General features: G+C 39.9%; 13 protein-coding genes. 1 reads left to right on the top strand and 12 read right to left on the bottom strand.

Annotated elements, in window-relative coordinates:
* Positions 1-672 precede the first annotated feature (672 nt).
* On the bottom strand, positions 673-936 hold the full coding sequence (locus QAI40_RS08245; protein ID WP_299983721.1) for a hypothetical protein: 264 nt from the start codon (positions 934-936) through the stop codon (positions 673-675).
* 315 nt (positions 937-1251) lie between these two features.
* Here QAI40_RS08245 and QAI40_RS08240 point away from each other — a divergent pair, with 315 nt between their 5' ends.
* Complete coding sequence (locus tag QAI40_RS08240; RefSeq protein WP_299983723.1) at positions 1252-1626, top strand: hypothetical protein; 375 nt, start codon at positions 1252-1254, stop codon at positions 1624-1626.
* 123 nt (positions 1627-1749) lie between these two features.
* On the opposite strand, the gene QAI40_RS08235 is transcribed toward QAI40_RS08240, so the two are convergent.
* The 11 genes from QAI40_RS08235 to QAI40_RS08185 all read right to left on the bottom strand — a co-directional run bounded on the left by QAI40_RS08235 (position 1750) and on the right by QAI40_RS08185 (position 12467).
* A complete protein-coding gene (locus QAI40_RS08235) occupies positions 1750-2529 on the bottom strand; it encodes a GGDEF domain-containing protein (protein ID WP_299983725.1) in 780 nt (259 codons plus the stop codon).
* On the bottom strand, positions 2474-2893 hold the full coding sequence (locus tag QAI40_RS08230; RefSeq protein ID WP_299983726.1) for a hypothetical protein: 420 nt from the start codon (positions 2891-2893) through the stop codon (positions 2474-2476). The genes QAI40_RS08235 and QAI40_RS08230 overlap by 56 nt, the downstream gene beginning before the upstream one ends.
* Positions 2894-3089: 196 nt before the next feature.
* Positions 3090-3527, bottom strand: a complete 438-nt coding sequence (locus tag QAI40_RS08225; protein ID WP_299983728.1) for a CGGC domain-containing protein — start codon at positions 3525-3527, stop codon at positions 3090-3092.
* Positions 3528-3557: 30 nt separating this feature from the next.
* Positions 3558-4442 (bottom strand): methylenetetrahydrofolate reductase [NAD(P)H], encoded by an 885-nt coding sequence (metF, locus tag QAI40_RS08220; RefSeq protein ID WP_299983730.1) that lies wholly within the window; start codon positions 4440-4442, stop codon positions 3558-3560.
* 400 nt (positions 4443-4842) lie between these two features.
* A complete protein-coding gene (locus tag QAI40_RS08215; protein WP_299983732.1) occupies positions 4843-5832 on the bottom strand; it encodes an MBL fold metallo-hydrolase in 990 nt (329 codons plus the stop codon).
* Positions 5833-5852: 20 nt separating this feature from the next.
* A complete protein-coding gene (locus tag QAI40_RS08210; protein WP_299983734.1) occupies positions 5853-7544 on the bottom strand; it encodes a B12-binding domain-containing radical SAM protein in 1692 nt (563 codons plus the stop codon).
* A 159-nt stretch (positions 7545-7703) separates the two neighbouring features.
* Positions 7704-8852, bottom strand: coding sequence for a metallophosphoesterase (locus tag QAI40_RS08205; protein WP_304511548.1), 1149 nt, complete (start codon positions 8850-8852; stop codon positions 7704-7706).
* Positions 8853-8931: 79 nt separating this feature from the next.
* The gene (locus QAI40_RS08200; protein ID WP_299981157.1) at positions 8932-9867 is read right to left on the bottom strand and encodes a hypothetical protein; all 936 of its coding nucleotides are present in this window, start codon (positions 9865-9867) and stop codon (positions 8932-8934) included.
* 63 nt (positions 9868-9930) lie between these two features.
* Complete coding sequence (gene smpB / locus QAI40_RS08195; RefSeq protein ID WP_299981159.1) at positions 9931-10395, bottom strand: SsrA-binding protein SmpB; 465 nt, start codon at positions 10393-10395, stop codon at positions 9931-9933.
* Between the two features lie 3 nt (positions 10396-10398).
* Positions 10399-12168, bottom strand: a complete 1770-nt coding sequence (ptsP, locus tag QAI40_RS08190; RefSeq protein WP_299981161.1) for a phosphoenolpyruvate--protein phosphotransferase — start codon at positions 12166-12168, stop codon at positions 10399-10401.
* Positions 12169-12170: 2 nt separating this feature from the next.
* Positions 12171-12467 (bottom strand): HPr family phosphocarrier protein, encoded by a 297-nt coding sequence (locus tag QAI40_RS08185; RefSeq protein WP_299981163.1) that lies wholly within the window; start codon positions 12465-12467, stop codon positions 12171-12173.
* Between the last annotated feature and the right edge of the window lie 161 nt (positions 12468-12628).

Here is a 12628-nt window from a genome sequence, read left to right as displayed (position 1 = left end):
TATCTCTGGTAAGAATCTTTCTTAAGGAGGGTCTGGTGACGTTTAAAGAGGAAAAAATCTTTTAAAATTCTTCTTTATGGGAACCCGGATACGTTTTTGATCCTCCCCCAAAAAAGTAGGCACAGGGTTAAGCCACTTTTTTAGATAAAATATTGAGAAGAACTATCCATTTCTTGGATAGTAAAAAGGCGAGCCCGTTGTCTATCTACAGTCTCTGTAAGCCCTTAATCAAAAAGCGTTGACTTCTTTTGGCAGTAGTGACTGCAATCAAAATTCGAATAACGGGTACTTGTATTCAAAGTCTGGCCCCTGAATTTTTCCTGGTATCAAGAGCACTATTATGAATAGTCTTGTGCTTTTAGCATCATCGACAAACACAATGAGACTATGGAACAACAATTACCCTCATTGAAAATAATAAATTAATAGGGGAAATGACTTCAGGTTTCGTCTGTTTTTATCTTTAAAAGCTCACTTTCGTCAGCATTTATCAATTTCTGACAATGATGACACAGCATATTCAACTTCTTAACATTTCCCTTGAAAAGAAATCTATTACAATGTGGACAGCGATATTCTTTCAAGGTTGGATTACTTTGCATTGGCGGGGTTATGGAATCAGTATTTTTTTTGTCGCTCATTATTTTTCACTTATAATATTTTAAGTTATCGTCAAACACTTTTCAAAACATCAACGTCCTTCTCTTCCAAAAATTTAATTGATTTACTGCAAACCGGGGCGTTTGTTTCCAAAGCAACAGAGGCATTTGGAACTTTTTCTTTTATCTTTTCAACTTTTTTTAGAATTGTAAGAGCATCCTTCATTATTATTCTGCTTTTCCTGTTAATGACCAGGATAAATTCTTCAGAATCCCATTTCATTAATACGGTTCGAGGTGAAAGACCATAAAGTTTTGGATCTACTTGTTCCATCATTTTTATCCCGGCGATATCTGTTTAATGAAACATCTCAATACCAATAATAAGATTTCTATGCAAGAAGAGTTTCTATTTTACAATCATATTGACAAGTTCTCCTCTGCTTAGCAATCCTGTTCAAGTTCAGCTTCACAATTAATTTCAATCACGGAGTTTTATAAATGAAAACCAGAAAGGTCTGTCGGGTAACTTGGTCGACACCCTAAATCCAATTCCTTGACAACATTGCTCAAATAACAATACATACAATAAGAGAAACAGTTATTCACTCTGCACAAGTTATTAGAATTTTCAAATTAAAGGAATTTACTTATGAAAAAAATTATTGGTGGATCGATAGCAATTATTCTTGGATTATCCTGTTTTTTCGCATTCTTCCCAGCTTTTCTAAATCTTCTGGCTGGCATAATACCGTTAATTCTTATATTAGCCGGATGCCTGACAATTTATCTTAACTATGAGAGCAAGCCACCTGAATGCGGAGAGGCGACAGACTGTTGGAATAATAGCGCCATTACAGACAAACCCACTGATGACATTCCCAATTTATTGGGCAATACGGGCTCACATGTTTTTCACAGTCTCGATTGTCAGTATTCAAAAAGTAAAAAATGCACTGCGGTATTCAACACCAGAGAAGAAGCTCTTCTGGAAGGATATAAACCTTGCGGTATATGCAAACCATAGCAGGAGCAAAAACAGCCCGGTCAATTTGACCGTGATTCTCGCCATCTGCTGAATGCAATTGTATTCCTTCTTTTTGAAACATGTCCGGCCCCGAGCTGATTCCTTTGCCAAATGTGGGTCCATTTAGTTTCTTTTCTTTTCCTTTTTCTTCTCATACATTAACGCATCAGCCATACTAACAAAATCATCAAAATCCATCGGCTTTTCATGGTCATAAGATAGTTCTCCGACACTAATGCTCAATGTAAACGGCTTATCTTCACCGCGATTATAAGTATCTATTTTCTTCTGAATGCGGGTGCTTATATCGATTTCTTCAGTACTCTTTATCAGGGCCGAAAATTCGTCTCCTCCCAGCCGCGCAAGAATATCCGATTTACGAAAAGTTTCTTTCAATATCCTGGCTGTATCCGAGATGGCAACATCACCCTCCTGATGACCATATCTGTCATTTATATATTTCAGGTTATCAATGTCCATGTAATATAAACGCATAGGTATCTTGTCTCTGTGTGCTATATGGTATTGATGAAGAGCCGGCCTGAAAAAACCCCGTCTGTTATACAGCTCCGTCAGTTCATCTGTTATGGAGATGTCCCGCAGTCTTTTTTCAAGCTCCTGCCGCTCGCTAATCCCTTCAGAGGCCTTTTTATAGAGCATAAAAACCGATACAACCATAGTCAGAATAAAACCGATAACCACATACCCTGCTGTTCTGAATATAGATCCCGACATTTTTTCAACAGCAATCCTGTGATTGTCCAGATAAAGCACCTTCCAGCCACTGTAATTTCTGATTGCTGCCTCATGAAGATGATATTTATTGCCGGACTTATCAATAGCATATTCATCCCCTTCCTTTTCTATTCCAGACCAGGGCCATGTAAACGGATGCACTGCCATTAACTGAATCCAAAAAATATTGCCTGAAAGAATAATTTTTACCTGCAAAACTTTTAGGGTCATTACGATTGGAGGTTGCTACAACTTCCCCGCTCCTGTCCATCAAATAACAAACATCGAGATCAAAGGATTGATGAAACAGATCAAGTATGGAGTTTGCTTTTGAAAGTGTGTGTGAATCTTTTTTGATTAGGTGGTTTGAAATTTCATTATGCCTGGCAAGCGCCTTTACTGTTTTCTGATGTTCAACAATAAGTGAACTAATGTGGTTAGCGATATCTTCGGTCTGTTTCTCTGCATCTCTGACAGTCTCAGATCTGGATACCGTAAAAATCAACGTACTATAATTTGTGGTGCAAGACAAATAAATTTTCAGAAAATGATTCTACTGGAGAAAGCAAAATTAAATGGATTGTTGACCTCAATATATTTGAAAGGCAGCGCTCAACGCAACTTTCAACCGGAATAAAACCTCTTCAATTAAGCGAGAGAGCGCCGGCTTTCAATGAAATGCATTTCTCTTCGTTGCGTGCTATCGCATACCTTTATTTCAAAGTGTATCAATCATATGCCAATCGTATTTCTTCATTAGCCAAAACGTGCCCTATACGACGTTGCCATCGATCAGACTGCCAGGTCCCTAAACCCTTGTGGATCAAGTAATAGTTTTGTGGAATTGGATGGGTTCCAATAACCACGTCCAGCCCGTATTTAGCAGGGATGAATTCACAAAATGTTTTCAGCCGTGTGCAAGGTGGATAGCCGACCACCAACCCTGTGGCCAAATGGATGACATCTGCGCCATTCTTTTTCATCTCTGCGGGGGCGTACTCTATGTTTCCACCCGGGCAGCCTCCACAAGTCGTATACCCGACCATCTCGACTTCCTCTTCCTTGTACAGGGCAAAACCACCTTCACGATTACGCATGGCTCGAAGACATTTCCCACCTGCGCAGGTATGATAACGATCACAAATTATTATGCCAATTTTTTTCATTTTTCCTCCCACCCATACGGGCACTGGGTATCATCCTAATGACAGGCACTTTTCCTGACTGAGCTGCCGAAGGATTTCAACGGTTGTTTTTGAGCGGTCCATTGTATATAAATGCAGCCCGGCAACACCTTTTTCCAGTAATCCCCTGCATTGATCAACTGCAACATCTATTCCCAGTTTCAATATGGTATCTTTATCCTCCGGATCAATCGCCTTTAATTTTTTTTCCAGTCCGGCCGGGATGCTGGAACCACATACTTTAGACAGCATTCGGGTCATTTTAATCGTATAAATCGGCATTATCCCAGGGATAATGGGCACCTCAATTCCTTCTTTTTTGCATTTGCTCACAAAATCAAAAAAATATTGATTATCATAAAAGTATTGAGTCACGATATACTCTGCCCCGGCATCCACTTTTTCTTTCAGGTGTTTGATATCCGTTTCAATATCTTTGGATTCGATATGCCCCTCTGGATATCCTGCACAGCCGAGCGTAAAATCATAATGGGATTTGATATATGAAATCAATTCAGAGGCATACGAAAAACTGTCTGGATGACTCTCAAATCCATCGGTTGTTGGTTGATCCCCTCTGATGACAAAAATGGTTTCTATGCCCAATTTCTCATAGGCATCCAGCACAGGTCTGATGTCATCCGGCCCCAATCCAAAACCCGCGATATAAGCAACAGTCGGAAGTTGTTTTTTGATCAGCAACTCCTTGACCGCCTGATATGATCCATCCCGGGTTGAACCGCCGGCACCGAATGTAACGGAAAAGTAGTCCGGATGAAGCGCTGATAATACATCAACCGTCTCACTGAACTTATCTGCTGCTATCTGATTCCGGGGCGGAAAAAATTCCATGGAAATTACCGGTTCTTTAGTTTTATAAAGATCTGTAACACGCATGTGGTTCTCCTTTAAGTTTCATTTTTCATTCAGTTGGCTTATTTTTTAAGCGAATAATCTATGTTGCAAACCATGTGCCAAAGCAAATAAATTGATTAACTGCAATTTATTTGCTTTAATTCTAATAAGTTATGAGCTGTTTGGGCCTAAAGAAAATTCAATACATTGCTCACGGTTGCAAGTTTGCACTTTTTTGTTTCGATTCTGAAATCACGGTTTGCCAGGGCAATACAATTTGCTTTTATTATTATACCAAACGATAATAATATCAGTATTACTGGAAATTTTCTCGAACATACCTTTCCAATCCCAGGCTCTCTGGCGATCAAAAAGGACACCCATGGCAGTATTATTGAACCCGATCGTCTTATGGCAAGCACATGATCAGTGCCCTTGGTGGTTAGAACATATACGTTTCTCCTGCAGTCAATATTTTTGTGTCGGCTTCCAATTGTCTTGTCATCCGGTCAAGAGAATGGTCGCAAGTGTCATGCCCGGACAAAAAAACCTGTTTTGGACCCGTTTTATTAATAGCCGTTATCGTTTTATCAAGATCACTATCGGCAATTCTCTTCCAGGGCGGTTTGCCGGTTCCGATGATGGTTTGAAATCGAATACCTATTCGATTGCCTCTTCCATCAGAGATTGGAAAATGAAGTCCGCCGCCAATGGCATAGATCGGTTCATGGAACAGTTGGCCTACCATTTTTAATATTACTTCTATGGTGGGATGACCACAGCCGGTAAAGACAACAAGCCCTTTGTCTTTGACTCTTGCAATCAGCGCCTGTTCTTCTGTAAGACCGAATAAAAACAGGCTTCGGGCCAATGGACCTGTTGTGGCAATTCCTGATGGCAACACTTCAGGTTTGTTTATGACCTGTGTGTCAAAACCGGAAGCTTGAGCAGCATCCGGAAGAAAACAGGGTATGGGGCTTGACGGCATCAATTGTTCCGGAATAGACACCTGTCGGTTCCGTTGCGCTGCCATTCCTCCCATATGGTCGCAGTGAAGATGGGAGATAACAAGTGCATCTGCTTGATCCATATGGAATTTGAGTTTGCCCGCATTATGGTAAAAAGCTGGTCGCGTCGGTCCAAAACCGACATCAAAAAGAAGTGTGCCTTTATCTGTTTTAAAAAGATAGGAGACGCCGGCGTCTCCTAAAAAACCTTTTTTCGCAGACCATTCCACAAGCACTGTCAGTTCAAGAAAATCGAGTTCCGGCAGATCAAGCAGGTTTGCTTGTTTTATCCTTTTCCGATTTTGTGTTTCAGCCTTGAGTCTGTTTTTTTTAAATTTTTGGTTTTTGACATACAACCAGGGTGCAATTACGGGTGAAGATATGGCCAAAAAAGGCCACCAAAGAGGTGATATTCTATAATTCATCTTCCTTTCTCCTTGTAGTATTATGCTTTTTTACATATGAAATTACAGGTTTTATTGCCCTTTGCAATTGGATTAATTTGTGGTTTCACACCTTGTATCCGGATGTTTTTTATTTGGTTGATAAAGGTTTGTGTCAGATGTATATCGGCCAGATGAATATAGATCTCTCCATTGGGATGGATACCCCGGATCTTTCCGTCATACAAAAACCATTGTAATAGTATTTTGGACAGGAGTTTCCGGTTTATTGTTTCAGGATTTTTCAGGCTGTAAAAGGGTTTTAATTCCGGCAGGGTTCCTTCTGAATCCATGAGATGTTTCATAAAGTTAAGAATGCGGGAAAGCCTTAACAGGGTAGCCGCTTCAATTCTTGTTGTTGTATCATCCAACGGAAGGGCACTAGATCGCATCAGGCTGAAATTATCAGGTAAAATCTTATTGTTTTTACAAAGCTCATAATCAAGGCTGCCTGGAGCCGGATAAAAGATGGACAGGCCCACAAGGGTTCTTTTTTGAGCAAGATATAAAAGATCCTTTAACGAACTTTCTGCCGTCTGATTGGGTGCTGCGGCAATTATGTATGAAACCGCTTCAAGGCCATATTTTTGTGAAAGATCAAGTGCTTTGTCAAAGGCTTTTCTGACATCAGGTCGGTTGAATTCTGCAAGCTGGGTTTTTGAGGTTGACCCCAATGACAGATTGAGTGTTTTAAACCCGCAATCTGTCATTAAGGAGACAATCTCTTCATCTATGGCCGGCGGGTAAAGACCATTCATGGCGCGCAGCTCAACATTTTTATCTTTAAAATAAGATTTTATTTTTGAAAAAAGTTTTATAAACCATTTCTTGTTTAAACAAAGATTTTCATCTTCAAAGTCAATAAAGCCGACATCAACGTCTTTGGCCTGCGCTTTAATTTCATCCAGGATACTCCCAACAGACCGCTGCCTGAACGGGGCATGGGCGGATGAGGCAGAAACAGAACAATAGGAGCATTGCATGGGGCAGCCCCTGCTGGCTACGATAGTGGTTGCGGCCCGGTTTTTTCTCTGGTAGAAGCCATGATTTATAAGCCGGTTTTCCGGTATGGGGATAGCAGATAAATCCGGTATCCAGGCAGAATCTGAAATAAAATACGCATCCTTTTCTCTAAAGGCAATTCCCGGGACCTGCTTTAGATCGGTGTCATTTTTCAATGCTTCACAAAGATCGGTCATACTGATCTCTCCCTCTCCCCGGAGCACAAAATCAATGGCATCACATTCCAGTACTTTTTCAGGGAAAAAGGTGGGGTGATGGCCTCCCAATACAATTTTACATTTTGGGTAAAATTTTTTTATAGTTATGGCAGTTTTTATGGACTCGTTTGAATATGCGGTAAAAAGAGAGGAAATTCCAACGATAAACGGTTCTTTTTCCCTGATTTTTGTTCCAACATATTCATAGCTGTATCCAAAATGCCTGAAAGCGTGGAAAAGAGAAAAAGCAGACATATCTTTTTTGCCGTAAAAGGATTTTAGGAAAAAAAATTCTTTAGGCAATTTAATTTTCTTAGATTTATGGTTTGCAAGACAATCCAGTATTTCAACATCAAATCCGTTGGCTATAAGGGAGGCGGCAATGGATGCAAGTCCGTAGGGAATGGTTCTCTTTTTTGTCAGATAAAAATCTTCTATGGGTGGTTGCACCAGAACAATCTTCGATATATTCATATAAAACCTATAGCTGCCAAATAAAACTTACGGTGTACGTATCATGTTTTGAAAATAAATAAAAATGGTTGAGGATATTGTAGACACCCTCAAAACAAACAATTAAGGTAGTTCGTACCTCCAGTGCCTTTGGCATTTACAAAAACAGCGCATCCGCTTTCACTGTCTAAGCATGTCTTTAAGCAAATTCTTTTCCCTTTGTCCTCGCAGTGTCACATGGAGAATCTGACTGGGATGCCAGAGTCGCATGCGTGGCCCCCATGTTCCCGTACCTCTGCAAATGATAGCTGTCATACCATCCACCTCGTAACGCCCGTCCAGAAGGGGGTATAGTTTTTGGACCAAATAGCCGAATGGCCAGATCTGTCCCCCATGGGTATGACCACTGAGCATCAGCCCTACACCCGCTTTAGCTGCCTTTTCAGCCTGCCACGGCGTATGTGAAAGGAGAATTGTAGCACCGGGAGGACGACCTGCGAGCGCTTGCGAGATGGGATCGCCGCTTTGACCGTTTCGGCGTCTGGTCGTGAGATCCTCAACGCCTGCCAGGATAAGACCCGGCCTCACTTCGGTCCATGCGTTGTTCAGCAACGTGAAACCTGCTGCTTCAAACAAGCCTATTTTATTTCTCCCGTAAGATTCATGATTACCAGGGACAGCCCAGCACCCATAAGATGCGGAGAGTTGCTTAAATGTGTCAATCAACTGGTCTTCAGGAGGACCATGCCCTTCAAAAATATCACCAAGCAAAACCACAAAATCGGGCTGGTGTGCCTTTACCTGGGCGATCCGCGCTGCCAGCCAACTCTCGCCGAGCTGTGAACCCAGATGCATATCAGACAGAGCAATGATCACTGTTCCATCCAGAGCATCAGGTAAGCCGGGAAGACTCACCTCGTATTTTTCTACTACTGGCGGCCTAAGACCCTGAAAAAGTGCGATCAGCGAGAGTAGCATCCCAATTAACAAGGCAAAACCTCGCAGATAGGATGATAACCGGGGCATGACAAAACCAAAAAAGGTGATGAGATCTATCAAAAGAAGAGGAATAAAAGTCAGGAATAAAACCGCCATCCAGTTCATTCCGAGAAATTCAAGGACGCCAGCCAGAATTCCCGTTCTGCTGTGTCCTATGATACGACCAAAGAAAAAAATGGCCCAGAGGATCACGCCTGTGGCGATAAATATCTTTCGGGGTATGTACCGCTCCACAAACGGTACGGAGGATGCTCTACAGAAAACATAGACATGCATGAAGGTGCAGACTGAAATTAGGATGGTTCCGAACATGGCTCTCCAGGGAAGCAAGGGTTTATTTGGTTTTCTTTTTGTTTGTTGTACAAAGTATCTCCTTGCCCGCTTTATTCCACTGTAAAGAATTTCGTATCTACCGCCTAAAGCGGTTGCTGAAATATTCTATTGTCTTGCGGAATCCATGCACTATTTTTTTTAGAAACAATGAAAAAAAACGAAACCCGACGCAAATGACTTCTATCAGCAAGGGTACGAATCGATCCCGCCAAGCTTTCATTCTGGCAAAGTAATTCAATGACAGCTTCCGGCAGTCAACGCCTGGTGGCAGGAGGTTAAGGTTAGTCTTCTTTAGTTTTTTATATTTATATTCGTGGTTTTTTGAAGGGGCCATATTGCCTGTGATAATAGTTTTTATATGCTCTATATTCGAACGAAATAGATTTGATTTTTTTATTTCATTTTCCTGTTGGCATGTTCGCAAAACTTTCCGGTGACTCCATGCAAATGTTTTGTCCCATTGTGGCAACAATTTTAACCTGCGGAGCCATTCTTTTTTACTTTGCTTTTCATAGGAGTCATACTCCTTAGATCCAATAAAAAGAATACCTGATTCAATGATACATCGCCCTTCTTTGATTTTGTTCAATCCCTCATAGACCTGCCATGAAATATTTCCATTTTCCTCAATAATAATTTTGTGTCTATCCAAACGGAAGATGCCTTTCCCATCTACATTAACCGATCTTATATTTATTTTTTCCTGGTTGACCCGCCATTGATTAAAATAATTTGAAAGATTTTGTCCTGTGCTGACATTCCGCAAGCTGGTACTAAAACAATAATACCGAGTCTTGTTCCAGGCGGGCAATTTCATTAACTTTTCGTGATACTCCAATTTTAAACAGCCATCCTTTTTATGGCTCCAGGAATCAATTACAAGAATATCTCCGATAATGAAACAATTTCCAATCCGATGTTCGCCAAGTACTATATTCATCTCCCAGGTATAAAAAAATCTATCGTACCCGGTGATGATATAGCCTTTCAATCTGTATTTGTTTTTTATCATTAGGGAATTTTGCGTTGAAGACTTTTTTGTTTATAACTTCGTTTTAAAAAGTCAATAAGACAGCTAATAGGATTGTTTTTTTCGTTCTCTATCAAGGTCCCGTTTCATATCTTTTTGTTTGATGCTTTGTCTTTTATCATATAGTTTTTTGCCCCTGCCAAGACCGATCTTAACTTTAATGTTTTCATTTTTAAAGTATATTTGCAGCGGCACAAGCGTATACCCTCTTTCTTTAATTTTACTCCGAAGTTTTTTAATCTCATATCTATGAAGCAAAAGTTTCCTTGTCCTCAATGATTCATGATTGCTGTTGTAGGCATATTTGTATGGTGAAATATGCAATTGTCTTAAAAAGATCTCACCGTTTTTTATATCTGCATAAGCATCTTGAAAGCTGACTCTTCCTTCCCGGATCGCCTTAACTTCGGTTCCGACAAGAACAATTCCTGCTTCATATTCTGATTCAATAGCATAGTTATGCCGAGCTTTTTTATTGGTTGCAATGATTTTAATATATTCTGAGGTCATTGATTATTCAGCCAATTTATCAAAAGGAAATATTTCTTTATATTCTTCTAAAATAAAATCAGAAATTTCTTGGACACAACTTAAAGTCATAATTTTTTTTACAGTCTTTTTTGCTTTTTTAGTATCAAGGTTACGAATCAATTTTTTAACTTCCGGAATGGAAGCCGAATTCATGGAAAAATCAGTTAATCCCATACCGACAAGAACAGGTATATTCATTGGATCTCCAGCCATTTCTCCACACATGACAAGATCAATCCCTTTTTTCTTTGCTGCATCACAGGTCATTTTTATCATTCTTAGTACAGCCGGATTGAGTGCCTGGTAGAGATGGGCTACCCGTCTGTTTTGCCTGTCAATCGCCATGGAATATTGAATCAGGTCATTTGTTCCAATACTGAAAAAATCCACATGGTCTGCAAGGTGTTCAGCTATCATTACAGCAGATGGAATTTCAATCATAACTCCAAGAGGGATATCTTTATTAAAAATTTTAGCTTCTTGTTCAAGTTCAAGAATCGCCTTGTTAATTACCTGTTTAACCTGAATAATTTCTTCAACACAGGAGATCATGGGAATCAACAGCTTGATATTTCCAAAGGCTGCTGCCCTGAAAATAGCTTTCAACTGTGTGATAAAAATATCTTCATTCTCAAGACAGAACCTTACGGCTCTTAATCCTAAAGAAGGATTGGCCTCTTCAATAGCCGTCAGATAAGGATTAACCTTATCTCCATTAATATCAAGTGTTCTGATGGTAACACTCTGTGGAGTCATGAGTTCGACAAGTTCTTTATATTTACATAAAAGTTCGTCCTCGGTCGGGAACCGTTTTAAATCAAGATATAAAAATTCCGTTCTGAAAAGCCCGATATCAATTGCCCCGTAATCTTTGGCTGCAACGACTTCTTCCACAAGTTCAATGTTGGCCATGAGATTTAAAGAAATGCCGTCTTTTGTAATAGCTGGCAGATGGCTTTCTCTTTCTAAACCGGCTCTGTATTCTTCGAATCTTTCCATACGCTCTTCGTACTTGAAGAGTGTATCTTCCTCAGGATTGATAATCAGTGTTCCGGAGGAACCATCGACAATTAAAATATCATCATTTTTAACACTGGTCGTTGCCAGACCTAGCCCTAAAACAGCAGGAATCCTTAATGATTTTGCAACAATACTTGTATGGGAATCTTTCCCTCCTCGGTCAGTAACAAACCCTTTTATCCGTTCAAGTTGTATCTGGCTGGCATCAGCAGGCGATAAATCATGAGCCACAAGGATGACGCGTTTATTTATATCTGAAATCTTAATATCCTGGGCTCCAACAAGATACGACATGATTTTGTCTGATACCTGAACAATATCAATGACCCTGGCCTGCAGGTAAACATCATCAATCTGCTGGAACATGGATTTGACTTTGCCGGATACTTTTCTCAATGCCCATTCAGCATTTATTTTTTCATTGGAAATGGTCTCAATGGTCTTGCCATACAGCATCTTATCTTTAAAGAGCACCATATGTGTTTCAAGAATATTTAAATTTTCTCCCAAATCTTTATCAAGGGACTCAATTACTTTGGCATGGTCATTTTTTGCTTTTGAAACAGCCTGTTTGAATCTGTCTATTTCTTTGGGTACCAGGGCGTCACTGACCGGATATCGTTTAGTGATATTAACGCCTTCTCTATCAACAATATATGCTTTACCAATACAAATGCCGGGGGAACCGCTAATCCCTTTAATAATTATCTGCCCTGACTTTGAGATATTCATCTTTATGTTTCTCCAAAACCGGCTTCAAAAAAATCAACTATCTGATCAAGAACCATAATATCTTCCTGATTTTTAATTTCGATCACAATCTTAGTTCCTTTTACAGCACACAGAGTTAGTATGTCGATGATACTTGTTGCATCAACTTTAGTTGAATTTGCACAAAGCCATACGTCAGATTGAGCTGACTCAGCTATTTGTGCAATTTTGGATGCTGGTCTTGCGTGCATTCCAAGTTCATTTTTAACCGATGTTCTGCGAGCAATTATTCCACTGTTTTTCAATCTTATTCTTTCCATGAAATTTTTTCTTTTCTTTATATCTTTCCCCAAAAAATGTCAATGTAAGACGGCTTATAATTGACTGTTATATTTTTGTATGATAGGCCTTTGATTTACTGGGTAAAATAACACATATTGATTTATTTTACCATATTCTATCCCTTCACACGGGTATAAAT

Source organism: Desulfobacula sp. (assembly GCF_030611305.1).
GTDB lineage: Bacteria > Desulfobacterota > Desulfobacteria > Desulfobacterales > Desulfobacteraceae > Desulfobacula.
This window is presented reverse-complemented; position numbering and strand designations above follow the sequence as displayed.